Here is a 26204-nt window from a genome sequence, read left to right on the forward strand (position 1 = left end):
AAGGTCATGGGCGCTCCCGCAGATCGGCGGCGCCCGCGTTTTCCCGGGTCAGGCCGTTCTCCTGGGCGAGGATCGCGGCCTGCACCCGGGAGCGCAGGTCGAGCTTGGCCAGCACGCGCGAGACGTGCGTCTTCACGGTGGTCTCGCCGATGTACAGCCGGGTGCCGATCTGGGCGTTGGACAGGCCCTCGCCGAGGCAGCCGAGCACCTCGCGCTCGCGCTCGGTGAGGTCGCCGAAGCCGTGCGGGACGGGCGCCTGCTGTGGAGCGGCCGCAGCGAAGGCGGTGATCAGCCGCCGCGTGACCTGCGGGGCGAGCACGCCTTCGCCGGCCGCGACGAGCTTCACGGCCTCGATCAGCCGTGGCGCTTCGATGGACTTGAGCAGGAACCCGGCGGCCCCGGCCCGCAGCGCGCCCTGCACGTACTCGTCGAGGTCGAACGTGGTCAGCACGAGCACCTGCGAAAGCCCTTCGGCGACCAGCTCGCGGGTGGCGGTGATGCCGTCGGTGCCCGGCATCCGGACGTCCATCAGGGTGACGTCCGGCCGCAACGCCCGGGCCTGCCGCACGGCGGCGGCACCGTCGGCGGCCTCGCCGACGACCTCGATGCCGTCGGCGTGGCCGAGGATGGTGGTGAGGCCGAACCGGATGGCTTCGTGGTCGTCGGCGACCAGGACCCTGACCGTCATCGGGGCTCGCTCACCGGCAGCTCCGCGCGGACGAGCCAGCCGTCGTCGGCCGGGCCCGCGGTCAGCCGCCCGCCCACCGCGTCCGCCCGTTCGCGCATGTTCAGCAGGCCCGTGCCGGCGCCGTCGGCGGGGCGGTACGGGTGGTGCACGTCGTTGCGGACTTCGACCGCGAGGACGCCGTCGAAGAAGCTGACGTCGACGTCGACCTGGCCGTCCGGGGCGTGTTTGACCGCGTTGGTCAGCGCCTCCTGGGCGATCCGGTACGCGGTCAGGTCGACCGCCGCCGGCAGCGGCACACCGTCGTCCACAGTGGACCCGACGCGCACCTGGAGCCCGCTCGCCCGCGCCGACTCCACCAGTTTGGCCAGTTCCGCGAGCCGGGCCGGCGCGGTCGTTTCCGGATCCCCGCCGTCGGCTTTGAGCAGCCCGATCATCGCGCGCATCTCCGCCAAGGCACTGACACTGTTCTCCCGCACCGACTTCAGTACCGCCTTCGCCAGCTTCGCATCGGGCATCGACAGGGCCGCCTCCGACTGGATCGCGATGGCCGAGAGGTGCCCGGCGATCACGTCGTGCAGGTCACGCGCCATCCGCCCGCGCTCGGCGGCGACCGCGGCCCGGCGGTCCAGCTCCGCGATCTTCACCAGCTGGGCGGCGTTCGCCCGCTCGGTCTCGGCGATGTCGCGCTGCTGCCGGACGTTCGCCGCCCACCACACCGGCGTGAGGACGAACGGCAGCAGGCTGACCGCGGCGAGCACGGCCGCCCGCCACTGCTGCGCGAGCACCAGCACCGCGGCGAGCACCGCCACCACCGACAGCGCGGCGACGCCGATCATCACCCGGCTCGTGCGTCGTGAGCCGTACAGCGTGGCCGCGTACAGGAAGTCGGTGTAGATGATCACCACCGGCAGCGACGGACTGAGCCAGATGTCCGCCGCCAGCACCGCCGTGGCCAGCAGCAGGGCCCCCGGCACCCACCGGCGGAGCAGCTCGAGCCCGCACAGCGCGGTCAGCTCCAGCAGCCGCACCCACAGCGGCGCGTGGTCGTACGCCGTCACGAGCCGGTGGATGCCGGCAGCGTAGACGAGGAAGCCGATCAGCCAGGTGGTCAGCGCGATCAGGGCGTCTTGCTGCCACACCGGAAGCGAACGCAGGCGTGGAAGGAGCATGTGACCATCCCAGCACATGGCGTGACCGATCCGCGTCCTACGAAGTGATGACCCCTGGTCGTGCCTTCCGCCGACGCGCCCGGGGCGGTGCGCGGACGAGCCTTGAAGCGTGAACGAAATCGGAAAGTTCTTCGCCGAGAACCCGATGGCCGCCGTCATCGCGGCGGGCGAAATCGGGTTCTGGGTGTTCATCGCCGCGGGGCTCGCGGTGCGGTACGTGCTGCGCGCGAGGCGGGCGTCGGCGGTGCTGCTCGCCATGGTGCCGCTGGTCGACGTCGTGGTGCTGGTGGCGACCGTCCTCGACCTGTCCGCCGGCGGCCGGCCCGGGTTCACCCACGGCCTTGCGGCCGTCTACCTGGGGTTCAGCGTCGTGTTCGGGCCCGGCATGGTCCGCTGGGCCGACGCGCGGTTCGCACATTGGTTCGCCGGCGGCTCCCGGGCCGTCCCGGGTGGCGGAGCCGCCGGCCCCGGCCGTCCCAGCGGACCGGCGCCACCGCCGAAGCGGCAGGGGCGGGAGAAGGCGCGTCACGAGTGGCGTGAGTGGGCCAAGTGCCTGCTGGCGTGTGGGCTCGCCGCGGCGGCCCTGCTGGCGGCGATCTTCGCGATCGGCGAGCCGGAGCGGGTCGCGCCGCTGTGGGCGTGGTTCCCGCGGCTGGGCTCGGTGTCGGTGATCTGGCTGTTCGCGGGGCCGGTGTGGGAGGAGCTGTTCGGCAAGGGCGAGCGCGAGGAGGTGCGGCCGTGACCGAGCTGCTCGGGATCCTGCTGGTCGTGCAGGGCGGGGGCGGCCTGCTCAACCGGCTGCTCGGCGCGGACTCGCCGAGCTGGTTCGTCCAGCTGCACCTGCTGCCGCCGTCGCTGCACGTCGCGGCGAGCGTGGTGATGGTCCTCGCCGGGGCCGCGGTGCTGGCCGGCGTCCGGCAGCGGCGGAGGTGAGCGCCTGGTCATTCGAGATTTCTCTCCCCGCGCGCTGGGGCGTGCCGGGCCCGGGGTGCTGCCACGCGCCCGGAAGCGCGGGGTGGGGGCGTGTTCGGGCAGGCGGGACTTCTTTCCTCGCGGGCGTGCGGGGCCGGGGGTGTTGGCTGGCGCTTGGAGGCGCAGGGTGGGCGGCGTGTTCGGTCAGCCGGGACTTCTTTCCTCGCGGGCCTGCGGGCCGGGGGTGTTGGCTAGCGCTTGGAGGCGCAGGGTGGGGGCGTGTTCGGTCAGCCGGGACTTCATTTCCGCGCGGGGCATGGCCGGAGCGTGCCGCGATGGGCAGGGTGGCGCCTCGGAGGAGCCGGAGGGTGGGCGCCTGGACCCGAGACTTCTTTTCGCGCGAGCCCGCCCGGAACGCGCTCCGCCGGGCCGGGGCGTGCCGCGATGGGCGGGGTCCCGGGCGTCAGGCAGTGCTGGCCGGCGCCCCAGGAAGAGCCGGAGGTGAGCGCATGATCACCTGAGTCTTCTTCTCACGCGAGAAGAAGAACGGAACGCGCCCAGCCGGACCGGGGACGGGGCGGCCGGGGACCGCTCCGGCCTGGGCACGGGCCACCGGAGTGACGTCGTCCCGCGCAGATGGCGGGATCGGCCGGGCACCGGAATGCTGGTCCCGTGCCCGAACAGATCCCCGCCCGCACCGCCCTGCACGAGCTCGCCGACCACTACGGCGTCGCCACCCGCTACGAGAACGCCGACCGGGTCTGGGTCGAGGTGGACGACGATGTCGTCGTCGCCGTCCTCGGCCAGTTCGGCGTCGACGCGACCAGCGACGAGGCCATCGCCGCGGCGCTGACCGCCGCGCGGGAAGCGCCGGCCGCACTGCCGCCGACCATCGTCGTGCGGGAAGGCACCGGGCGGGTACTGGGCGTCGACGCCGAAGTCGTGCTCGAGGACGGGACGCGGCGGCGGGCCGACGGAGCGCTGCCGGCGGACCTGCCGCTCGGCTGGCACCGGGTGGTCACCGCCGACCAGGACGTCGTGCTCGCGGTGGTGCCGGCGAAGCTGCCGCAGGTCCGGCCCGCGTGGGGGTGGATGCTGCAGCTCTACGCCCTGCACTCGGCCGGGTCCTGGGGCATCGGCGACTACGCCGACCTCGCGACCTTCGCCGCCCGGTCGGCCGCGGAGCTGGACGTCGGCGTCCTGCTGGTCAACCCGGTCCAGGCGATCAGCCCCGCGCACCCGATCGAACGCTCGCCGTACTCCCCGGCGAGCCGCCGGTTCGCCAACCCGGTCTACCTGCGCGTCACGGCGACCGAGACGTTCGCGAAGGCCGATGGCGCGACGCGGGAGGCGGTCGAGTCACTGGCCCCGGACCGCGAGGGCGAGCTCGTCGACTACGACGCGGTGTGGACGGCCAAGCGCGCCGCCCTCGAGCTGCTGTGGCCGCACCGGGTGGAAGAGGTGCCCGAGGACGGCGACCTGCAGGACTTCGCGCTGTTCTGCGCCCTCGCCGAGCGGCACGGCGCGGACTGGCGGGACTGGCCGGAGGAGCTGCGCGACCCGGCCGGACCGAAGGTCGCGGAAGCCCGCGAAGAGCTGAAGGAGCGCGTCGGCTTCCACGCGTGGCTCCAGCACCTCTGCCGGGAGCAGCTGGAAACCGCCCGCCGGGCGGCGCACGAGGCCGGGATGACCGTCGGGATCGTGCACGACCTGCCGGTCGGGGTGCACCCCGGCGGGGCCGACACGTGGGCGGTGCGGGACGTCTTCGCCGCCGACGTCCGGGTCGGCGCGCCGCCGGACGCGTTCAACCAGCAGGGGCAGGACTGGAACCTGCCGCCGTGGCGGCCGGACAAGCTGGCCGAGGCCGGGTACGCGCCCTTCCGGGACGTCATCCGCGGCGTGCTGCGCTTCGCCGACGGCATCCGCGTCGACCACATCGCCGGCCTGTGGCGGCTGTGGTGGATCCCGCCGGGCGAGCCCGCGCACCGCGGCACGTACGTCCACTACGACGCCGAGGCGATGGTCGGCGTGCTCGCGCTCGAAGCGCACCGCGCCGGCGCGGTGGTCGTGGGGGAGGACCTCGGCACGGTCGAGGAGGTCGTCACCGACACCATGCACGAACGGGGGATGCTCAGCTCGGCCGTGCTGTGGTTCGAGCGCGACTGGGACGCGCCCGGCCAGCCGTTCACCCGCCCTGCGGAGTGGGACCCGGACGCGATGGCCAGCATCTCCACGCACGACCTGCCGACCGTCTCCGGCTGGCTGGCCGGCGAGCACGTCCGGGTCCGCGCCGAGCTGGGGCTGCTGGACCGCGGGGTCGAAGCGGAAGAGGAGGCGGCCGCCGCCGAGCGCAAAGCGCTGCTGGAACTCGTTGCGCGTGAAGGGATCCCGGACGACGACCCGGTCGTCGCGCTGCACACGCTGCTGGCGTCGGCCGCGTCGCGGCTGGTGCTGACCTCGCCGGCCGACGTGGCGGGCCAGGTGCGACAGCCGAATCTGCCCGGAACCGTCGACCAGTACCCTAACTGGCGGATTCGCCTTCCCGTCAGCGTAGACGGCTTCTTCACCGCGAAGGGGGTCCGCGCCGCGGTCGCACCGCTGGCGGCGGCCCGTCCGCTGCCCCGGTAACGACCACTCCGAGGCGCACGACCCCCAGTGATGCGCGTCCGCGGGAGCGGACGCCGAACCAAGCTCGAGGAGACCCCAGTGCGGCCCTGGCCAGGAACGCCCTACCCGCTCGGCGCCACCTACGACGGAGTCGGGACGAACTTCGCCCTGTTTTCCGAGGTGGCCGAGCGGGTCGAACTGTGCCTGTTCGACGCCGACGGCGAGGAAACGCGGTACGCGCTCGAAGAGGTGGACGGCTTCGTCCACCACGGTTACCTGCTCAACGTCGGGCCCGGGCAGCGGTACGGGTTCCGGGTGCACGGCCCGTACGACCCGAAGCGCGGCCTGCGCTGCAACCCGAACAAGCTGCTGATCGACCCGTACGCGAAGGCCGTCTCGCACGGCGTGAAGTGGGACGAGTCGCTGTTCGGCTACCAGTTCGACAACCCGGACGAGCGCAACGACGACGATTCCGCCGGTCGCGTGCCGTACTCGCTGGTGGCGAACCCGTTCTTCGACTGGGGCAACGACCGCCAGCCGAAGCGGCCGTACAACGAGACGGTGATCTACGAGGCCCACGTCAAGGGCATGACCGTGCACCACCCGTTCGTGCCCGAAGCGCTGCGGGGCACCTACGCCGGTCTCGCGCACCCCGCCGTCATGGAACACCTGCAGAAGCTGGGCGTGACGGCGGTGGAACTGCTGCCGGTGCACCAGTTCGTGACCGACCACGGCCTGGCGGAGAAGGGCCTCACGAACTACTGGGGCTACAACACGATCGGCTACTTCGCGCCCCACGACTCGTACGCGGCGATGCCCGGCGAGGGCGGCCAGGTCCAGGAGTTCAAGGGCATGGTCAAGGCCTTCCACGAGGCCGGGATCGAAGTGATCCTCGACGTGGTTTACAACCACACCGCCGAGGGCAACCACCTCGGGCCGACCCTGTCGATGCGCGGCATCGACAACGAGGCCTACTACCGCTTGGTCGAGGGGGAGCCCGAGTACTACATGGACTACACCGGCACCGGGAACTCGCTGAACGTGCGCAACCCGCACACCCTGCAGCTGATCATGGACTCGCTGCGGTACTGGGTGACGGAGATGCACGTCGACGGGTTCCGGTTCGACCTCGCTTCGGCGCTGGCGCGCGAGTTCTACGACGTCGACCGGCTGTCGACCTTCTTCGACCTGGTCCAGCAGGACCCGATCGTCAGCCAGGTGAAGCTGATCGCCGAGCCGTGGGACGTCGGCCCCGGCGGCTACCAGGTCGGCAACTTCCCGCCGCTGTGGACGGAGTGGAACGGGCAGTTCCGCGACACCGTCCGCGACTTCTGGCGCGGTGAGCCCGCGACGCTGGGCGAGTTCGCCTCCCGGATCACCGGCTCGTCGGACCTCTACCAGGACGACGGCCGCCGCCCGTTCGCGTCGATCAACTTCGTCACCGCGCACGACGGCTTCACGCTGCGGGACCTGGTGTCCTACAACGAAAAGCACAACGAGGCCAACGGTGAGGACGGCCGCGACGGCGCCGACGACAACCGGTCGTGGAACTGCGGCGTCGAGGGCGAGACCGACGATCCCGAGGTCCTCGACCTGCGCGTACGCCAGCAGCGGAACATGCTGGCCACCCTGATGCTGTCCCAGGGCATCCCGATGATCCTGCACGGCGACGAGTTCGGCCGCACCCAGCAGGGCAACAACAACGTCTACTGCCAGGATTCCGAACTGTCCTGGGTGGACTGGGAACTGGCGAAGCAGAACGCCGACCTCGTGCGGTTCACCGGCGGGCTGGGCGCGCTCCGGCACCGGCACCCGGTCTTCCGTCGCCGTCGCTTCTTCCAGGGCGGCCCGGTCGGCAAGGGCGACAAGCTCGGCGACATCGCCTGGTTCACCCCGGCCGGCGAGGAGATGACCGAGCAGAACTGGGACGACGGCTTCGGCAAGGCGGTCGTCGTCTTCCTCAACGGCAAGGCGATCCCCGACCTCGACCAGCGCGGGATGAACGTCGAGGACGACTCGTTCCTGCTCGCCTTCAACGCGCACTACGAGGACATCGACGCCACCCTCCCGGGCAACGGCTACGGGGAGAGCTGGACCGTCGTGGTCGACACCGCGACCGGCGAGGTGGAACCCGCCGACGCGAAGCCGATCGACGGCGGCGGCCGGCTCACCCTGCCCGCCCGGTCCCTGATCGTGCTACAGCGGACGGAGCCCGAATGACGGTCCCGGAGTCGACCTACCGGGTGCAGCTGCGCCCGGAGTTCACCTTCGCCGACGCGGCCGGCATCGCCGGGTACCTGCGCGACCTCGGCGTCGGCGCGCTGTACGCCTCGCCGGTGCTGGACGCGGCGCCGGGCTCGACCCACGGCTACGACGTCGTCGACCCGACGCGCGCGCGGCCCGCGCTCGGCGGCGAGGCGGCGCGCCAGGAACTCGCCGCGCTGCTGAAGGAGCTCGGGCTGGGCTTCGTGGTCGACATCGTGCCGAACCACATGTCGGTCGAGGTGCCGAAGGTCAACCGCTGGTGGTGGGACGTGCTCGCGCACGGCCGCGACTCGGAATTCGCCTCCTTCTTCGACGTCGACTGGGACCGCGGCCCGATCCTGCTGCCGGTCCTCGGCGACGACAGTGACGATGGAGCCGTCGGAGAGCTGGCGGTCGAGGGCGACGAACTCGTCTACTACGACCACCGGTTCCCGATCGCGCCCGGCACGGGAACCGGGACGCCGCAAGAGGTCCACGAGCGCCAGCACTACCGCCTGGTCGGCTGGCGCCGCGGCAACGCCGAGCTGAACTACCGCCGCTTCTTCGACATCACGACCCTGGCCGCGGTCCGCGTCGAAGATCCGAAAGTGTTCGCCGAGACGCACGGGGAGGTGCTGCGCTGGGTCGCCGACGGCGACGTCACCGGCCTGCGCATCGACCACCCGGACGGGCTCGCCGACCCCGGCGGCTACTTCCGGCGGCTGCGCGAGAACGCCCCGGGCGCGTGGATCGTGGCCGAAAAGATCCTGCACCCGGGCGAACCGCTGCCGCAGAGCTGGCCGGTCGACGGCACCACCGGCTATGACGCCCTGCGCGAGATCGCCGGCGTTTTCGTCGACCCGGCGGCCGAGCCCGACTTCACCGCGCTGGCGAACGAGCTGGGCGTGAAGACCGGCTACCACCGCGTCGAGGCCGAGGCCCGGCGCCTGGTCACCGACCACATCCTGGTCGCCGAGGTCCGGCGGATCGCGGCCCTGCTGCCCCACGTCGACGCCGAAGCGGCGCGGCAGGCGGTCGCCGAGACGATGATCGCCTTCCCCGTCTACCGCTCGTACCTCCCCGAGGGCGGGGCGCACTGGGCGGCCGCGATCGACGGCGCCCGCCGGGCCCGGCCCGACCTCGCCGAGCCGCTGACCGTCCTCGACGCCCACGTGCGCAGCAATCCCGGCGGCGAGCTGGCCACCCGGATCCAGCAGACGTCCGGCATGGTCGTGGCCAAGGGCACCGAGGACACCACGTTCTACCGCTACACCCGCTTCGCCGCGCTCAACGAGGTCGGCGGCAACCCGGACCGGTTCGGCCTCGGCGTCGAGGAGTTCCACCGGCTGGCCGCCGAGCGCGAAGCCGGACACCCGGCCGCGATGACGACGCTGACCACGCACGACACCAAGCGCTCGGAGGACACCCGCGCGCGGATGGCGGTGCTCGCGGAGGTGCCGGGCGAGTTCGCCGAGTCGGTCCGGCGGTGGAGCGCACGGCGGGGGATCGACGAGCCGTCGCTCAACCTGCTGGCGTGGCAGACGCTGGTGGCGACCTGGCCGATCGAGCCGCCGCGGCTGCGGGACTACCTGGACAAGGCGGCCAAGGAGGCCAAGCTCCGGACCAGCTGGACCGACCACGACGAGGCCTTCGAAGCCGACGTCGCCGCGTGGCCCGAGGACGTCATGAACGACGCCGGGCTCGCGTCCGACATCGAGGCGTTCGTGGACCGGATCACCGGGCCCGGCTACGTGAACTCGCTCGGCCAGAAGCTGGTGCAGCTGACCGCGCCGGGTGTCCCGGACGTCTACCAGGGCACCGAGCTGTGGGACTTCTCGCTGGTCGACCCGGACAACCGCCGCCCGGTGGACTACGCCGTCCGGCGCGAGCTCCTGAGCCGGATCGCCGACGGCGAGCTGCCGGAGATCGACGCTTCGGGCGCCGCGAAGCTCCTGGTCGTCCACAAGGCACTGCGGCTGCGCCGCGAGCACCCCGGGCTGTTCCGCGGCTACCGGCCGCTGCGGGCCGAGGGCGCGGCCGCGAAGCACGTCCTGGCCTACACCCGCAGCGCGGACCTCGCGGTCGCGGTGACGCGGCTGCCGGTCGGCCTCGCGGCCGACGGCGGCTGGCGCGACACCGTGCTCCCGCTGTCCGACGGCACCTGGACCGACGTCCTGACCGGCCGTGAGGCGGCCCGGGACGTGGCCACCCTGTTCGACCGCTATCCCGTCGCGTTGCTGGTGCGAGGAGACGCATGAAGTTCCGTGTCTGGGCCCCTTCGGCCGGCCGAGTCCGGGTGCGGGTCGACGCCGAGGTGCACGAGATGACCGCGGGCGACGGCGGCTGGTGGCACGCCGACGCCGAGGGCATCGACTACGCCTTCCTGCTCGACGACGACGAGAAGCTGCTGCCGGACCCCCGGTCGCGGTGGCAGCCGCACGGCGTCCACGCAGAGTCGCGCGTCTACGACCACGCGGAGTTCGCCTGGACCGACGGCGCCTGGACCGGGCGGCAGCTGCCCGGCGGCGTGGTCTACGAGCTGCACGTCGGCACCTTCACCGGTGGCGGCACCTTCGACGCGGCGATCGACCGGCTCGACCACCTCGTCGACCTCGGGATCACGCACGTCGAGCTGCTGCCGGTCAACGCCTTCGACGGGACCGCGGGCTGGGGCTACGACGGCGTCCTCTGGGGCGCGGTCCACGAACCGTACGGCGGGCCGGACGGGCTCAAGCGGTTCGTGGACGCGGCCCACGCGCGCGGCCTGGCCGTCGTGCTCGACGTCGTCTACAACCACCTCGGGCCGTCGGGGGCCTACCTCGACCGGTTCGGGCCGTACTTCGCCGGGCAGAACGACTGGGGACCCGGCCTCAACCTCGACGGCCCCGGCTCCGACGAGGTCCGCCGGTACGTGATCGACAACGCGCTGGGCTGGTTCCGGGACTTCCACCTCGACGCGCTGCGCCTGGACGCCGTCCACGCGCTGCTCGACCGGCGCGCCGTCCACCTGCTCGAACAGCTCGCCACCGAGGTCGAGACGCTGTCGGCGGCGCTGAACCGGCCGCTGACCCTGATCGCCGAGTCGGACCTCAACGATCCCCGGCTCGTCACCCCGCGTGAGCGCGGCGGCTTCGGCCTGCACGCCCAGTGGTCGGACGACCTGCACCACGCCCTGCACGTCAAGCTCACCGGCGAGACGTCCGGCTACTACACCGACTTCGCCGCGCCCGACGCGCTCGAGCGGGTGCTGCGCGAGGTCTTCTTCCACGCCGGCACCTGGTCGTCGTTCCGGGAGCGGACCCACGGGCGCCCGGTCGACACGCGGACCGTGCCGGGCCACCGTTTCCTGGGGTACTTGCAGAACCACGACCAGATCGGCAACCGCGCGACCGGCGACCGGCTGTCCGCCACCGTCGCCCCGGGCCGGCTGGCTTGCGGCGCCGCGATCCTGTTCTGCTCGCCGTACACGCCGATGGTGTTCATGGGGGAGGAGTGGGCGGCGAGCACGCCGTGGCAGTTCTTCGCGTCCTTCCCGGACCCGGAGCTGGCCGAGGCCGTCCGCACGGGCCGCCGTCGCGAGTTCGCCCGGCACGGCTGGGGCGAGGCCGACGTGCCCGACCCGATGGATCCGGCGACGGTGGACCGCTCGCGGCTCGACTGGGCCGAGGTGCAGCGCCCCGGTCACCGGGAGGTGCTGGAGCTCTACCGTGCGTTGATCCGGTTGCGGCGCGAGCGGCCCGAACTGGCCGACCCCCGGGTCGCGGACCTGCGCGTCGACGCCGCCCCGGACGGGTCGTGGCTCGTGCTGCACCGCGGCGGCCTGCGGCTGGCCGTCAACTTCGGCCCCGGCCCGGTGACGCTGCCGCTCGGCGCCACCGCGACCCTGCTGGCCTGGGCACCGGCCACCGTGGACGGTGGTGCCGCCCACCTGCCCCCGGACACCTTCGTGCTGGCCGAAACGACACCCTGACGGCGGTTGCCTCCGGGTAACTCCTCTGTCATGGCGCGCACGGACCACCGCAGATCTGAGACGATCCAGGAATGGCCACACGACCCTCCGCCGACCACGTCCTCGCCGGTCGCCCCTTCCCGCTCGGTGCCCACCCCGAGGCCGGCGGGGTGCGGTTCGCGATCACGTCCGCCGTCGCGGACGCCGTCGAGCTGTGCCTGATCGACGCCGACGGGTCGGAACGCCGGATCGCGCTCACCGAGCGCACCTTCGGCGTCTGGCACGGCCTGGTCCCGGGGGTGACGCCGGGGCAGCGGTACGGCTATCGGGTCCACGGCCCGTACGACCCGGCCCGCGGCCTGCGGTGCAACCCGCACAAGCTGCTCCTCGACCCGTACGCCCGGCAGATCACCGGTGGGCTCACCGACCTGCGCGCCGCCCAGGGCTTCACCGGCGACCCGGAGCGCGGGCCCATGTCCACTGTGGATTCCCTGGGCAGCGTGCCGCTGTCGGTGGTCACCTCGCCCGGCGGGCCGGACACCGGAATCAAGCCGGAGGTGCCGTTCGAGGAGGCAGTGGTCTACGAGCTGCACGTCAAGGGCTTCACGCAGCGGCACCCGTTCATCCCGGAGGCGCTGCGGGGCACCTACCTCGGGCTGGCCCACCCGGTGTCGATCGAGTACCTGACCCGCCTCGGCGTCACCTCGGTCGAGCTGCTGCCGGTGCACTCCTTCCTCGACGAGCCGTCGCTGATCCGGGCCGGCCGGCACAACTACTGGGGCTACTCGCCGCTCGGCTTCTTCGCCCCGCACGCCGCCTACGCCAGCGAACCGGGCCACGAGGTCGAGGAGTTCCGGCTGATGGTGGCCGCCCTGCACGCGGCGGGCATCGAGGTGATCCTCGACGTCGTGTTCAACCACACCTGCGAGGGCGGGCCGGACGGGCCGACGCTGAGCTTCCGCGGGCTGAACGCGCCGGTGTACTACCTGCACACCGACCGCGGGCACATGGCCGACATCACCGGCTGCGGCAACACCCTCGAGGCCGGCTCGCCGACCGTGGTCCGGCTGGTCGCCGACTCGCTGCGGTACTGGACGCAGGAGATGGGCGTCGACGGCTTCCGCTTCGACCTGGCCAGCACGCTCGGGCGGCCCCGCGGCGGCGCGTTCGACCCCGCGTCGACGCTGCTCACCGCGATCACCACCGACCCGGTGCTCTCGCGCTGCAAGCTGATCGCCGAGCCGTGGGACGCCACCGGCGAGGGTTACCGCGTCGGCGGCTTCGGTGCCCAGTGGGCGGAGTGGAACGGCCGCTACCGCGACACGATCCGCGACTTCTGGCGCGGCGCGACCGGCGTGCGCGACCTCGCCTACCGGCTGTCCGGCTCGTCGGACCTCTACGACCACAACCTGCGGCGGCCGTGGCAGTCGATCAACTTCGTCACCGCCCACGACGGCTTCACGTTGCGGGACCTGGTGTCCTACAACGACAAGCACAACGAAGCCAACGGCGAGGACAACCGCGACGGCACCAACGACAACCGCTCGTGGAACCACGGTGCCGAGGGCGACACGGCCGAGCCGGCGATCCGGCAGTTGCGGACCCGGCAGGCGCGCAACATGTTCGCCACCCTGCTGCTGTCCACCGGTACGCCGATGCTCACCTCGGGCGACGAGTTCTGGCGGACCCAGCACGGCAACAACAACGCGTACTGCCTCGACGACGAGACGTCCTGGTTCGACTGGACGCCGGACGACCCGGAGGCCGAGGCCATGCTCGCCTTCGCCCGCCGGGTCGTGCGGCTGCGCGCCAACAGCCCCGCGCTGCGGCAGCCGGAGTTCTTCGAAGGCCGGACGACGCCGACCGGCAAGCCGGACCTCGTCTGGTTCCGCCCGGACGGCGAGGAGTTCGGCGAGAGCGACTGGTTCGAGGACCGGCACACGCTCGGCATGTGGATCGACGGCTCGAACAGCCAGGCCCGCAACCGCGAGGGCGAGCTGGTGCCCGACCACTCGTGGCTGCTGTGGCTGCACGCCGGCGACGCGTCGGCCGAAGTGGTGCTGCCGGGCCGGGAGTACGGCGAGACGTTCAAGCCGACGCTGGACACCAGCACCGCGGACGGCACCCCGGCCAACCCGGGCACCCTCGAAGCCAAGAGCCGGGTGACGCTGCAGTCCCGGTCCCTGCTCCTGCTCCGGGCCCCCCGCCTGGCCGCCGAACCCCACCCCGAGCCCTACTGACCCGGGCCCGGAGGGTCGACACGCGTGAGCACGCGAGTCGACTCTTCGAGCCCACGCGAGTGCTCCGCGCCGCGAGCCGTAACCTGCCGGACACGCGCCCGGAACTCGTTGCGCGGAAAGCGTTTCACCTGATCCATTTTGGGTACCCGGCTAGAGAACCCTGCCTCGTGGGCGCTTGATCGAGTCAGGCAGACTGTCGCCGTCTGCGTCCAACCGACACATCGAGGGGCGTTGCCCATGACCGGCCGGCTCGGCATCGACGACGTCTCCCCCAGCGTGAGCTGCGGCCGGTATCCGGCCAAAGCCGTTGTGGGGGAACACATCCCGGTCTTCGCGACCGTCTGGCGCGAAGGCCATGACGCCGTCGCGGCCACCGTCGCGTGGCGGGGCCCGGAAGACCGGCTGACCCGCCAGACGCGGATGGTGCCGCGCGGCCCCGACCACCCGGACTCCTTCGCCGCGGTGATCGCCCCGGACACCACCGGCCTGTGGACGTTCCGGATCGATGCGTGGGGTGATCCCTGGTCGACGTGGGAGCACGCCGTCGAGGTGAAGATCGCCGCCGGGCAGGGGACCGAGGACCTCGCGAACGACCTCGAGAACGGCGCCCGGCTGATCGAGCGCGTCTCCCGCCGCCCCGACCGCCGGGCGGAAAAGGCCCTCCTGGTCGGCGCGGTGAAGGCCCTGCGCGACGAAGCGCGCAGCCTCGCCGAGCGCGTCGGGCCGGCGCTCTCGCCCGAGGTCCGGCAGCTCATGCACGAGTTCCCGGTGCGGGAGCTGATCACCAAGGGCAAGCCGCACAAGCTGTGGGTCGACCGCCGCCGCGCCGCGTACGGCTCCTGGTACGAGCTGTTCCCCCGCTCCACCGGCGGGCTCGACGCCGAGGGCAAGCCGGTCCACGGCACCTTCGCCACCGCCGCGACGGCCCTCGACCGGGTCGCGAAAATGGGCTTCGACGTCATCTACCTCCCGCCGATTCACCCGATCGGGCGAGTGAACCGCAAGGGACCCAACAACACGCTCGACGCCAAGCCGGAAGACGTCGGCTCGCCGTGGGCGATCGGCGCCGACGAGGGCGGGCACGACGCCATCCACCCCGACCTCGGCACCTTCGAGGACTTCGACGCCTTCGTCGCGCGGGCGGAAGAACTCGGCATGGAGGTGGCGCTCGACTTCGCGCTGCAGGCCGCGCCCGACCACCCCTGGGTGCTCAAGCACCCCGAGTTCTTCACCACCCGCCCGGACGGCTCGATCGCGTACGCGGAGAACCCGCCGAAGAAGTACCAGGACATCTACCCGATCAACTTCGACAACGACCCCAAGGCCGTCTACGAAGAGATGCTGCGGGTCATCACCGTCTGGATCGACCACGGGGTGAAGATCTTCCGGGTCGACAACCCGCACACCAAGCCGCCGGACTTCTGGGCGTGGCTGATCCAGTCGGTCAAGGACGCCCACCCGGACGTGTTGTTCCTGGCCGAGGCGTTCACCCGCCCGGCGCGGCTGTGGGGTCTGGCCCGGCTCGGCTTCACTCAGAGCTACACCTACTTCACCTGGCGCACCGGCAAGCAGGAACTGATCGACTTCGCCATCGACCTGCGGGAGCACTGGCACGAGGGCCGGCCGAACCTGTTCGTCAACACCCCGGACATCCTCCACGAGTCGCTGCAGCGCGGCGGCCCCGGCATGTTCGCGCTGCGGGCCGCGCTCGCGGCGACGATCTCGCCGACGTGGGGCGTCTACTCGGGCTACGAGCTGTTCGAGCACGCCCCGGTCCGCGAGGGCAGCGAGGAGTACCTCGACTCGGAGAAGTACCAGCTGCGCCCGCGCGACTTCGAGCGCGCGCTCGCCGAGGGGCGTTCGCTGGAGCCGTGGCTGGCGAAGCTGAACGCCGTCCGGCGCGCCCACCCGGCGCTGCAGCAGATGCGCACCCTGCACTTCCACCACATCGACAACGACGCGCTGCTGGCCTACTCCAAACAGGACCCGGCCACCGGCGACACCGTGGTCACGGTCGTCACCCTCGACCCGTACGGGGCCCAGGAGGGCACGTTGTGGCTCGACACCGCGGCGCTCGGGTTCGAAGCGCACGAACGGCTGATCGCCCACGACGAGGTCACCGGCGACACCTGGGACTGGGGTCCGGCGAACTTCGTCCGGCTCGAGCCCTGGCGGGCGGTGGCGCACGTGGTGTCGGTGAGACGCCGGCTGGCCGGCTGAGGTGGAAGGACAGGGACTCGAGGGACGAGGTGGAATACATGGCGGAAGAAGCCCGGCCCGACGCCGCGTTGGGGCTGGAAGGTGTGCCGCACACCGGTGAGGCGATGACCGCCGACGGCATGCTCGTGGAACCCCAGGCGGGGGACTTCCGGTCGGCGCAGCAGGCGCCGAGCAACCCGGAGTGGTTCAAGGGCGCGGTGTTCTACGAAGTGCTGGTGCGCGCGTTCGCCGACTCCAACGGCGACGGCACCGGCGACCTGCGCGGCCTGGCCGGCCGGCTGGACTACCTGGCCTGGCTGGGCATCGACTGCCTGTGGCTGCCGCCGTTCTACGCCTCGCCGCTGCGCGACGGCGGCTACGACATCAGCGACTTCCGCGCCGTGCTGCCGGAGTTCGGCAGCGTCGAGGACTTCGTCTTTCTGCTCAACGAGGCGCACCGGCGCGGTATCCGGGTGATCACCGACCTGGTGCTCAACCACACGTCGGACGCGCACCCGTGGTTCCAGCAGTCGCGCCAGGACCCGGACGGCCCGTACGGCGACTACTACGTGTGGAGCGACGACGACTCGCGCTACGCCGACGCCCGGATTATCTTCGTTGACACCGAGACGTCGAACTGGACCTACGACCCGGTGCGCGGCCAGTTCTACTGGCACCGGTTCTTCTCCCACCAGCCCGACCTGAACTTCGAGAACGTCGACGTCCAGAACGCGATGATCGACACCCTGCGGTTCTGGCTGGACCTGGGCATCGACGGGTTCCGCCTCGACGCCGTGCCGTACCTGTTCGAGCAGGAGGGCACCAACTGCGAGAACCTGCCGCGCACGCACGAGTTCCTCAAGCGCTGCCGCAAGGTCGTCGACGACGAGTACCCCGGGCGGATCCTGCTCGCCGAGGCCAACCAGTGGCCGTCGGACGTCGTCGAGTACTTCGGCGACCCGGCCGTCGGCGGCGACGAGTGCCACATGGCGTTCCACTTCCCGCTGATGCCGCGGATCTTCATGGCCGTGCGGCGCGAGTCGCGGTTCCCGATCTCGGAGATCCTCACCCAGACCCCGACCATCCCCAGCGGGGCCCAGTGGGGCATCTTCCTGCGCAACCACGACGAGCTGACGCTCGAGATGGTCACCGACGACGAGCGCGACTACATGTACGCGGAGTACGCCAAGGACCCGCGCATGAAGGCCAACATCGGCATCCGCCGGAGGCTGGCCCCGCTGCTGGACAACGACCGCAACCAGCAGGAATTGTTCACCGCGATGCTGCTGTCCCTCCCCGGTTCGCCCGTTCTGTACTACGGTGACGAGATCGGCATGGGAGACAACATCTGGCTCGGCGACCGCGACGCGGTCCGCACCCCCATGCAGTGGACCCCGGACCGCAACGCCGGGTTCTCCTCCTGCGACCCCGGCCGGATCTACCTGCCGGTGATCATGGACCCGGTGTACGGCTACCAGGGCCTGAACGTCGAAGCGCAGTCGAACAACTCGTCCTCCCTGCTCAACTGGACCCGGCGGATGATCGAGGTGCGCAAGCAGCACCACGCGTTCGCCGAAGGCGAGTTCACCGACCTCGGCGGGTCCAACCCGAGCGTGCTGGCCTACAAGCGCCAGTGGCGGCGCCCGGACGGCGGCGAGGACGTCGTGCTCTGCGTCAACAACCTTTCCCGGTTCCCGCAGCCGGTGGAGCTGGATCTTTCCGCGCACCGCGGGTGCACGCCGGTGGAGCTCACCGGCGGGGTGCGGTTCCCGAGCATCGGGGACCTGTCGTACCTGCTGACGCTGCCGGGGCACGGCTTCTACTGGTTCCAGCTGACGAGCCCGGGAGACGAAGGCGAAACGAGGTGAGTCCCTTGTCCGACCCGCGTGAGCTGGTCGACGAACTGGCCGAGGACCTGAAGCGCTGGCTGCCCGAGCAGCGCTGGTTCGCCGGCAAGGACCGGCCGGTGACCGGTGTCCGGCCGCTCGGCGTGACCGAGCTGGTCGAAGGCGACCCGCAGCTGCTGCACGTGGTCGTGGAGGTCGTCCAGGGCGACCGGCGGGAGCCCTACCAGCTGCTCGTGGGCCGGCGGACGCACCCGCCGGAGATCGCCTCGACCAGCTGGATCGGCGACCTCAACGCCTACGAGGCGTCCGGCGACCTCGACGTCACCGGCGTGCTGCTGGACCTGATGGCGCGTGAGGAACGCGTGGGCTCGCTGGTCTTCGAGCACGAGCCGGGCGTGGAGCTGGAGACCGGCCTGCGGGCCCGGCCGATCACGTCGGAGCAGAGCAACACGTCCCTGGTCTACAGCGGGCAGTACATCCTCAAGCTGTTCCGGAAGCTGACGCCGGGCAAGAACAAGGACCTGCTGCTGCACCGCGCGCTGCAGGGCGTCGGCAGCAAGCACATCGCGCAGCTGCTCGGCTCGATCACCGGCGACCTGGACGGCGAACCCACCACGGTCGGCATGCTCCAGCAGTTCCTCCCGGACGCGGTCGACGGCTGGGCGATGGCCACCACCAGCGTCCGCGACCTGATGGCCGCGCCGGAGCTGCACGCCGGGGAGGTCGGCGGCGACTTCGCCGGCGAGGCCGAGCGGCTCGGGCGCGCCGTCGCCGAGGTGCACGCGGACCTGGCCGAGGCGCTCGGCACCGAGCCGGTCGACGCCGACGAGCTGGAGCGCTCGATGAAGGCGATGCTCGGCCGGCTCGACACGATCGCCACGCGGGTGCCGGAACTGGCGGTGCACGCCCCCGCACTGCGGGGGGCGTTCGAGACGCTGCGCACGCTGCCCGCCGAGTCGGTGACCATGCAGTACATCCACGGCGACCTGCACCTCGGCCAGGTGCTGCGGACGGTCGGCGGCTGGCTGCTGATCGACTTCGAGGGCGAGCCCGCGGCTCCGGTGGAAGAACGCCACGCGCTCCGGTCGCCGTTGCGCGACGTCGCGGGCATGCTGAGGTCGTTCGACTACGCGGCCCAGCAGATGCTGGTCGGCCAGCCGGACGACCCGGCGCTCGCCGAGCGCGCTCAGGAGTGGTCGGACCGCAACCGGGCGGCGTTCTGCGAGGGGTACGCCGCGATCGCGGCCGACCCGCGCGACCAGGGCGAGCTGCTGCGCGCCTTCGAATTGGACAAGGCGGTCTACGAGGTGGGCTACGAGCACGCGAACCGGCCCGACTGGCTGGGCGTGCCGCTCGCCTCGATCGCCCGGATCACTAGCGGAGGGATGACACCGTGAACGCGGCCCCCGAAGGCCTCCCGGCCGCGGCCCCGTCGGCCGCGGACATCGACCGGCTGCTCGCCGGCTCCCACCACGACCCGCACTCGGTGCTGGGCGTGCACGCCGTGGGCAAGGGCTTCGCGGCCCGGGCGCTGCTGCCCGGGGCGAAGGCCGTCACGCTGTGCGCGGGCGGGCACCGGTACCCGATGGAGCCGGTGATCGACGCGCTGTTCGCCGTCGCCGTGCCCGAGCACCCCGGCGACTACCGGCTGGAAGCCGAGTACGACGGGCACACCGTCACCGCCGACGACCCGTACCGCTGGCTGCCCACGGTGGGCGAGCTGGACCTGCACCTGATCGGCGAGGGCCGGCACGAGCGGCTCTGGGAGGCGCTCGGCGCGCACGTCCGGTCGTACGAGACGCCGAACGGGGTCATCGAGGGGACGTCGTTCGCGGTCTGGGCGCCGAACGCCCGCGGCATCCGCGTGATCGGCGACTTCAACGGCTGGGACGGGCGCGGGCACTCGATGCGCTCGCTGGGCTCGTCCGGCGTCTGGGAGCTGTTCGTTCCCGGCGTCGCCGCGGGCACCTGCTACAAGTTCCGGATCCTCGGCGCCGACGGGAACTGGCACGAGAAGGCCGACCCGATGGCGTTCGGCACCGAGCAGCCGCCCGCGACGGCGTCGGTCGTCACCAGTTCCGCCCACGTCTGGGAAGACGACGACTGGGTCGCGCAGCGCGAGGCCACCCAGTGGGCCGCGGCGCCGATGAGCGTCTACGAAGTGCACCTCGGCTCGTGGCGGCCCGGCCTGGACTACCGCGAGCTGGCCGATCAGCTGGGCGACTACGTCGTCGAAACCGGTTTCACGCACGTGGAGCTGCTGCCGGTTTCGGAGCACCCGTTCGGCGGCTCGTGGGGCTACCAGGTGACGTCGTACTACGCGCCGACGTCCCGCTTCGGCTCACCGGACGACTTCCGCTACTTCGTCGACCGCCTGCACCAGCGGGGGATCGGTGTGCTCGTGGACTGGGTGCCCGCGCACTTCCCGCGTGATGCCTGGGCGCTGGCGAAGTTCGACGGGACCGCGCTGTACGAGCACGCGGACCCGCGCCGCGGCGAGCAGCCCGACTGGGGCACGCTCGTGTTCGACTTCGGCCGCAACGAGGTCCGCAACTTCCTGGTCGCCAACGCGCTGTTCTGGATCGAGGAGTTCCACCTCGACGGGCTGCGCGTCGACGCGGTGGCGTCGATGCTCTACCTCGACTACTCCCGCAAGGAAGGGGAGTGGCTGCCCAACCAGTACGGCGGCCGCGAGAACCTGGATGCGGTGCGGTTCCTGCAGGAGCTGAACGCAACCGTCTACAAGCGACACCCGGGGATCGTGATGGTGGCCGAGGAGTCGACGGCGTGGCCGGGCGTCACGCGCCCGACGCACCTCGGCGGCCTCGGGTTCGGCTTCAAGTGGAACATGGGCTGGATGCACGACACGCTCCGGTACCTGTCCCACGAGCCGATCCACCGCGCGTACCACCACAACGAGATGACGTTCTCGCTGGTCTACGCGTGGAGCGAGAACTTCGTGCTGCCGCTGTCGCACGACGAAGTGGTGCACGGCAAGGGATCCTTGTGGGGCCGGATGCCGGGTGACGCCTGGAACAAGGCGGCCGGCCTGCGCTCGCTGCTGGCGTTCATGTGGGCGCACCCGGGCAAGCAGCTGCTGTTCATGGGCGGCGAGTTCGGCCAGCCGGCGGAGTGGTCGGAGTCGAAGTCGCTGGACTGGCACCTCCTGGACGAGCCACTGCACCTCGGCGTGCGGGAGCTGCTGCGGTCGCTGAACGCGGTGTACCGCTCCTCGCCGGCGTTGTACAGCCAGGACACCTCGCCGGACGGCTTCCGCTGGATCGACGCGAACGACTCGAGCGGCAACGTGCTGAGCTTCCTCCGCATCGGCGCCGACGGCTCGCGGCTGGCCTGCGTGGCCAACTTCGCGGGCGTCCCGCACCACGACTACCGGGTCGGCCTGCCGGCGGCGGGGCGGTGGCGCGAGGTCGTCAACACCGACGCGGAGGCCTACGGCGGTTCCGGCGTCGGCAACCTGGGCGTGGTGGAGGCCGTCGAAGAGCCGTGGCACGGCCAGCCGGCCTCCGCGGTCCTCCAGCTACCCCCGGCGGGCGTCCTCTGGCTCGCGGAAGAAACCACCCCGGAGACTCTCGAACTCCCGTGACCGGAGCCGGAACTCGCGTGATCAGAGCCGGATCTCGCGTGATTGGGGCCGGAACTCGCGAGTTCCGGCTTCCATCACGCGAGTTACGTGCTCGATCACGCGAGTTACGTCTCTGATCACGCGGGCGGGGCGGGAAATGGCTCCGGCGGGCTTACCATCGGGGGATGGACGGCACCGGTGGCGTCCTCGCGAACCTGATCCTCTTCGCCGTGGTCTGCATCGCCCCCACGGTGCTGTTCTGGTGCGCGCTGCACGTCCCGAAGTGCGTCCGCTGGATGCGGGAGAGACGCGCGAGGCCGCAACCCGACGGTCCGCCGATCGAACGCGTCGCCGCGGACCTGCGCCGGGTGCACCGGCTGCTCGCCGGCTACCCGTCCGGGACGCCGGCCGCGCGGCGCTTCGGCACCCGGCAGGCGTACGACGAGCTCCTCACCCTGGCCTGCCGCCAGGTCGGCGTCCCACACCGGCTGGGGGAGCTGCCCGAGGGGATGGACCGCGAGATCGAACGTCTGCGCGTCGAGCAGTCGCTGCGGGAACGCGGCCTCGCCGTGCCCTGACGCCGTGCTCTCAAACAGCGGAAAACCCCGCCACCGGCAGCCGGTGGCGGGGTTTTCCGCGAAGAAGAAACTCAGTCCAGGTAGTCGCGCAGGACCTGCGACCGCGACGGGTGGCGCAGCTTCGACATCGTCTTCGACTCGATCTGCCGGATGCGCTCACGGGTCACCCCGTACACCTGGCCGATCTCGTCGAGCGTGCGCGGCTGGCCGTCCGTGAGGCCGAAGCGCAGCCGGACCACGCCCGCCTCGCGCTCGGACAGCGTCTGCAGCACCGACTGGAGCTGGTCCTGCAGCAGCGTGAACGACACCGCGTCGACCGCGACGACCGCTTCGGAGTCTTCGATGAAGTCACCGAGCTGCGAGTCGCCCTCGTCGCCGATCGTCTGGTCCAGCGAGATCGGCTCGCGCGCGTACTGCTGGATCTCCAGGACCTTCTCCGGCGAGATGTCCATCTCCTTGGCGAGCTCTTCCGGGGTCGGCTCGCGGCCGAGGTCCTGGAGCAGCTCACGCTGGATGCGGCCCAGCTTGTTGATGACCTCGACCATGTGCACCGGGATGCGGATGGTGCGCGCCTGGTCGGCCATCGCGCGGGTGATCGCCTGGCGGATCCACCACGTGGCGTACGTCGAGAACTTGTAGCCCTTGGTGTAGTCGAACTTCTCCACCGCGCGGATCAGGCCGAGGTTGCCCTCCTGGATCAGGTCCAGGAACGCCATGCCGCGGCCGGTGTAACGCTTGGCCAGCGACACCACGAGCCGGAGGTTCGCCTCGAGCAGGTGGTTCTTGGCGCGCTCGCCGTCACGCACGATCCACTTGAGATCGCGGCGCATCTGGGTGACGAGCTTCTCGCCCTCTTCCTCGGCGGTGCGCACGCGCTCGGCGGCGTAGAGCCCGGCCTCGATCCGCTTGGCCAGCTCCACCTCCTCCTCGGCGTTCAGCAGCGCGACCTTGCCGATCTGCTTGAGGTAGGCACGCACGGAGTCGGCGGACGCGGTGAGTTCGGCGTCCTTGCGCGCCTGGCGCAGCGCCTCGGACTCCTCTTCGTCCCAGACGAAGTCCGGGTTGTCGCTCTTGGCCGCGGCCTTGTCGGCCGCCACGCCGCGACGGCGCTGCGCCGGGGTCTCCTCGTCGGATTCCTCGTCGTCATCGTCGTCGTCGGCCGCGTCCGGCTCGTCGGTGACCGTTTCGTCGACGACGTCGACCTCGACCTCTTCCAGCTCCGACAGGTCGGGCGTGTCGAGTTCGACGTCCTCGAGGTCGGCGGGGCCGTCCGGCTCGCCGTCTTCGGTCTTCGCGCCCTTGGTCGCCGGCTTCTTCGCCGGTGCCTTCTTGGCCGGAGCCTTCTTGGCAGTGGTGGTCTTGCGCGCCGCTGGCTTCGCCGTCCCGGTGGCTGCCTCTTCGGCCGGCTCGCCGGCTGCGGTCGCTGTCTTCGTCCCGCCTCGGGTTGCGGTTCTTGCGGCTGCCACTTACGCCCTTTCGCAGCGGTCGATCAGGACGAGCAACGGCCTGGGGCCACTGCTGCCTCACATTCGGGGATCACGCCTCGGCCTGCGGTTTTACCCTCCGCAGCCGTGGGCCGTGTTCCATTGTAACGACGGTACGCGCATGCGGTGCGGAGCGATCACCCTCCGGCCGCCCCGGGCGCCCGATCCGCGTCGCGATCGTGACCGGATCCGGCCCTGATCAGTGCCGGATCAGTGCTGGATGCCCTCGGCCGCGGCGGCCGCGGCGCCCACGATGCCGGCGTTGTTCTGCAGGCTCGCCACCAGCACCGGAGTGCGGATGTCCAGCAGCGGCACCCATTTCTCGGCCTTCTTGCTGACCCCGCCGCCGACGATGAACAGGTCGGGCCAGATGAGGTTCTCCAGCACGGTCAGGTAACGGTGCACGCGCTTGGCCCATTCGGGGTAGGAGAGCCCCTCGTTGTCCTTCACCGAAGCGGCCGCGCGCTTCTCGGCGTCGTGGCCGTCGATCTCCAGGTGGCCGAATTCGGTGTTGGGGACGAGCTTGCCGTCCTGGAACACCGCGCTGCCGATGCCGGTGCCGAAGGTGAGCAGCGCGGTCACGCCCTTGCGCGCGACCGGGTCGCCGAAGCGGATCTCCGCCATGCCCGCCGCGTCGGCGTCGTTGAGCATCGCGACCTGGTCGACGCTCCGGCCGAGCCGCTTGGCGAACAGCGCGTCGGCGTCGGTGCCGATCCACTGCTTGTCGATGTTGGCCGCGGTGTGCGCGACGCCCTTCTTGACGACCGCGGGGAGGGTCACGCCGACCGGGCCGTCCCAGTCCGCCTGCGTCACGATGTCGTGGACGACGTCCGCCACCGCCGACGGGGTGGACGGCTTCGGCGTCTCGATCCGGATCCGGTCGCCGATGAGCTGCCCCTTCTCCAGGTCGACCAAGGCACCCTTGATCCCGCTGCCGCCGATGTCGATGCCGAAACCTCGGCGGGTCGCCTCCACCACGGACGTGGTCCCTTCTCGCACGATTCAGAAGCCTGCCTCGGAGACTTTAACCGGATGTGGTGACATGTCGGACGTGGGAGTTGACGAGTCGTTGCTGAAAAGCGTCGCGGTGCAGGTCGCGACCGAAGCCGCCGAGCTGGTCCGCGAGGCCTGGGAAGGCATGGCGGACGGCCGTGCGGTGGACGTGGGCACCAAGTCCGGGGCCACCGACGTGGTCACCGCGGTGGACCACGAGTCGGAACGCCTCGTACGCGCGCGCCTGGCCGAGCTGCGGCCGGGGGAGCCCGTGCTGGGCGAGGAGGGCGGCGGCGCGGCCGGCGACGGCGTGACGTGGGTGGTCGACCCGATCGACGGGACGGTCAACTTCCTCTACGGGCTGCCGTGGTTCGCGGTCTCGGTGGCCGCGCAGGTCGGCGGGGTGTCGCTGGCCGGAGCGGTGGTCGAACCGGCGAGCGGCCGCGTGTGGTCGGCGGCCCGCGGCCGGGGCGCGTTCCTGGACGGCAGGCGGCTGGCCGTGTCGGCGCCCGAGCGGCTGGAGGTGACGCTGGTCGGCACCGGCTTCGCGTACTCACCTCAGCGGCGGATGCGGCAGTCTCGGTTCGCGGCGGAGCTGCTGGGGCGGGTGCGGGACATCCGCCGCAACGGGGCGGCGTCGCTGGACCTGTGCGCGGTGGCGGCGGGCTGGCTGGACGCGTACGTGGAGCACGGCCTCAACCGGTGGGACTGGGCGGCGGGGGCGCTGATCGCGGCCGAGGCGGGCGCGGAGGTGTTCGTCCCGGGTGCGGCGCCGGAACTGGGTGCGGACGCGACGTACGCGGCGGCTCCGTCGATCGCGGACCCGCTGCGGCAGGTCCTGGCGGACTGCGGCGCGGCGGAGGTCTGACGGGCATCACGCGTGATTGGAGGGACGACCCGCGGGGTGGGAGGGGTGGTCAGCACTCCACGTCGCGGGCCGAGGCCAGGAGGGTCTGGTCGACGACCGGGGCCTTCGCGCCCGCGGACTGTTCGTTGCCGCCGCCGCCCTGGTGGGTCTTGGACCAGTCGGCGAGCTGGGAGACGATCCGGCGGGCCTCGGCGCGGGGCCGGATGTCGCCGAACAGCGTGCCCGTGACCACGTCGACGCTCGCGTCCTTGCGGTTGTCCTGGACCAGCTCGGCGCAGGGGACGACGAGGCTGAGCGTCCGGGCCGCGGTGACGCCGTTCTCCCCGAAGCGGATCTGGCCGCGGCACTCGGCCTTGCGGCCGTCGTAGGCGGGGTCGTTGACCGGCTCGCCGGCGCCGGTGAACCCGAGCTCGCGCAGCGTGGTCGTGGTGATGCCGCCCTGGCCGCGGGAGCCCGAGGCGTTGAGGACCCGGTAGGCGATCTTGTCCGGCGGGACGGGGGCGCGGTCGTCGAGCGCGTTGTGGGGGAGGGTGCTGAACGTGACACCCGGCGGCGGGCTCGCGGGCGGGTCGCACTTGACGGCCTCGTCGACGTCACCCTTGCCGATGGCGGCGTTCACCCAGACGATGATCGCACCGACGGCGAGCACCCCGATGACGATCAGCGCCGGCAGCGGCTTGTGCCTGCGATACGGCCGCGTCCCACGGTCCCCGATGCCGTTCCCCGACGCCACCTGCCCGTCCCTTCCCGAACACCGAACCGACCGTGCGTACCGGGCACCGTCGAGGCCTCTCAGCCTAGGTGTTGCGGCCGGCGCGCCACGTCCAGGGTCACCCTGTGTTC

General features: G+C 71.6%; 18 protein-coding genes. 13 read left to right on the plus strand and 5 right to left on the minus strand.

Translation table 11 applies throughout. The features are described 5' to 3' along the window. Positions 1-4: 4 nt before the first annotated feature. Complete coding sequence (locus AB0M80_RS21990) at positions 5-688, minus strand: response regulator transcription factor (protein WP_364567731.1); 684 nt, start codon at positions 686-688, stop codon at positions 5-7. Next, positions 685-1857, minus strand: a complete 1173-nt coding sequence (locus tag AB0M80_RS21995; protein ID WP_364567734.1) for a histidine kinase — start codon at positions 1855-1857, stop codon at positions 685-687. Before AB0M80_RS21995 ends, AB0M80_RS21990 begins: the two co-directional genes overlap by 4 nt. A gap of 109 nt (positions 1858-1966) precedes the next feature. Between AB0M80_RS21995 and AB0M80_RS22000 the strand changes: the two genes are divergently transcribed. From AB0M80_RS22000 to AB0M80_RS22055, 12 genes are all read left to right on the plus strand, one after another. Next, positions 1967-2599: a hypothetical protein gene (locus AB0M80_RS22000; protein WP_364567737.1), complete on the plus strand. Its 633-nt coding sequence runs from the start codon at positions 1967-1969 to the stop codon at positions 2597-2599. After that, a complete protein-coding gene (locus AB0M80_RS22005; protein WP_364567740.1) occupies positions 2596-2790 on the plus strand; it encodes a hypothetical protein in 195 nt (64 codons plus the stop codon). The genes AB0M80_RS22000 and AB0M80_RS22005 overlap by 4 nt, the downstream gene beginning before the upstream one ends. 651 nt (positions 2791-3441) lie before the next feature. Continuing rightward, positions 3442-5397: a 4-alpha-glucanotransferase gene (gene malQ / locus AB0M80_RS22010; RefSeq protein ID WP_364567743.1), complete on the plus strand. Its 1956-nt coding sequence runs from the start codon at positions 3442-3444 to the stop codon at positions 5395-5397. Between the two features lie 78 nt (positions 5398-5475). After that, positions 5476-7596: a glycogen debranching protein GlgX gene (gene glgX / locus AB0M80_RS22015; RefSeq protein ID WP_364567746.1), complete on the plus strand. Its 2121-nt coding sequence runs from the start codon at positions 5476-5478 to the stop codon at positions 7594-7596. Further along, a complete protein-coding gene (treY, locus tag AB0M80_RS22020; protein WP_364567749.1) occupies positions 7593-9878 on the plus strand; it encodes a malto-oligosyltrehalose synthase in 2286 nt (761 codons plus the stop codon). The genes glgX (AB0M80_RS22015) and treY overlap by 4 nt, the downstream gene beginning before the upstream one ends. Beyond that, positions 9875-11590 carry a malto-oligosyltrehalose trehalohydrolase gene (gene treZ / locus AB0M80_RS22025; protein WP_364567752.1) on the plus strand — a complete coding sequence of 572 codons (1716 nt, stop codon included), beginning with the start codon at positions 9875-9877 and terminating at the stop codon, positions 11588-11590. Before treY ends, treZ begins: the two co-directional genes overlap by 4 nt. A gap of 71 nt (positions 11591-11661) precedes the next feature. Then, entirely contained in the window at positions 11662-13809 is a 2148-nt protein-coding gene (glgX, locus tag AB0M80_RS22030) for a glycogen debranching protein GlgX (RefSeq protein ID WP_364567755.1), read from the plus strand. A gap of 237 nt (positions 13810-14046) precedes the next feature. Then, the gene (locus AB0M80_RS22035; RefSeq protein WP_364567758.1) at positions 14047-16029 is read left to right on the plus strand and encodes an alpha-1,4-glucan--maltose-1-phosphate maltosyltransferase; all 1983 of its coding nucleotides are present in this window, start codon (positions 14047-14049) and stop codon (positions 16027-16029) included. A 38-nt stretch (positions 16030-16067) separates the two neighbouring features. After that, the gene (treS, locus tag AB0M80_RS22040) at positions 16068-17876 is read left to right on the plus strand and encodes a maltose alpha-D-glucosyltransferase (protein WP_364567761.1); all 1809 of its coding nucleotides are present in this window, start codon (positions 16068-16070) and stop codon (positions 17874-17876) included. A gap of 5 nt (positions 17877-17881) precedes the next feature. Next, positions 17882-19252 (plus strand): phosphotransferase, encoded by a 1371-nt coding sequence (locus tag AB0M80_RS22045; protein WP_364567764.1) that lies wholly within the window; start codon positions 17882-17884, stop codon positions 19250-19252. Then, the gene (gene glgB / locus AB0M80_RS22050; RefSeq protein ID WP_364567767.1) at positions 19249-21459 is read left to right on the plus strand and encodes a 1,4-alpha-glucan branching protein GlgB; all 2211 of its coding nucleotides are present in this window, start codon (positions 19249-19251) and stop codon (positions 21457-21459) included. The genes AB0M80_RS22045 and glgB overlap by 4 nt, the downstream gene beginning before the upstream one ends. A gap of 164 nt (positions 21460-21623) precedes the next feature. After that, positions 21624-22016, plus strand: a complete 393-nt coding sequence (locus AB0M80_RS22055; protein ID WP_364567770.1) for a hypothetical protein — start codon at positions 21624-21626, stop codon at positions 22014-22016. A gap of 71 nt (positions 22017-22087) precedes the next feature. On the opposite strand, the gene AB0M80_RS22060 is transcribed toward AB0M80_RS22055, so the two are convergent. Next, positions 22088-23482 (minus strand): RNA polymerase sigma factor, encoded by a 1395-nt coding sequence (locus AB0M80_RS22060; protein ID WP_364567773.1) that lies wholly within the window; start codon positions 23480-23482, stop codon positions 22088-22090. A 228-nt stretch (positions 23483-23710) separates the two neighbouring features. Beyond that, positions 23711-24475 carry a polyphosphate--glucose phosphotransferase gene (ppgK, locus tag AB0M80_RS22065; RefSeq protein WP_364568549.1) on the minus strand — a complete coding sequence of 255 codons (765 nt, stop codon included), beginning with the start codon at positions 24473-24475 and terminating at the stop codon, positions 23711-23713. Between the two features lie 67 nt (positions 24476-24542). Between ppgK and AB0M80_RS22070 the strand changes: the two genes are divergently transcribed. Beyond that, complete coding sequence (locus AB0M80_RS22070; protein WP_364567776.1) at positions 24543-25361, plus strand: inositol monophosphatase family protein; 819 nt, start codon at positions 24543-24545, stop codon at positions 25359-25361. A gap of 49 nt (positions 25362-25410) precedes the next feature. Here AB0M80_RS22070 and cei read toward each other — a convergent pair whose 3' ends face one another. Then, complete coding sequence (gene cei, locus AB0M80_RS22075) at positions 25411-26094, minus strand: envelope integrity protein Cei (protein ID WP_364567779.1); 684 nt, start codon at positions 26092-26094, stop codon at positions 25411-25413. Positions 26095-26204: the final 110 nt, after the last annotated feature.

It is taken from the genome of Amycolatopsis sp. NPDC051045, from assembly GCF_040682955.1.
In the GTDB taxonomy this organism is placed as follows: domain Bacteria; phylum Actinomycetota; class Actinomycetes; order Mycobacteriales; family Pseudonocardiaceae; genus Amycolatopsis.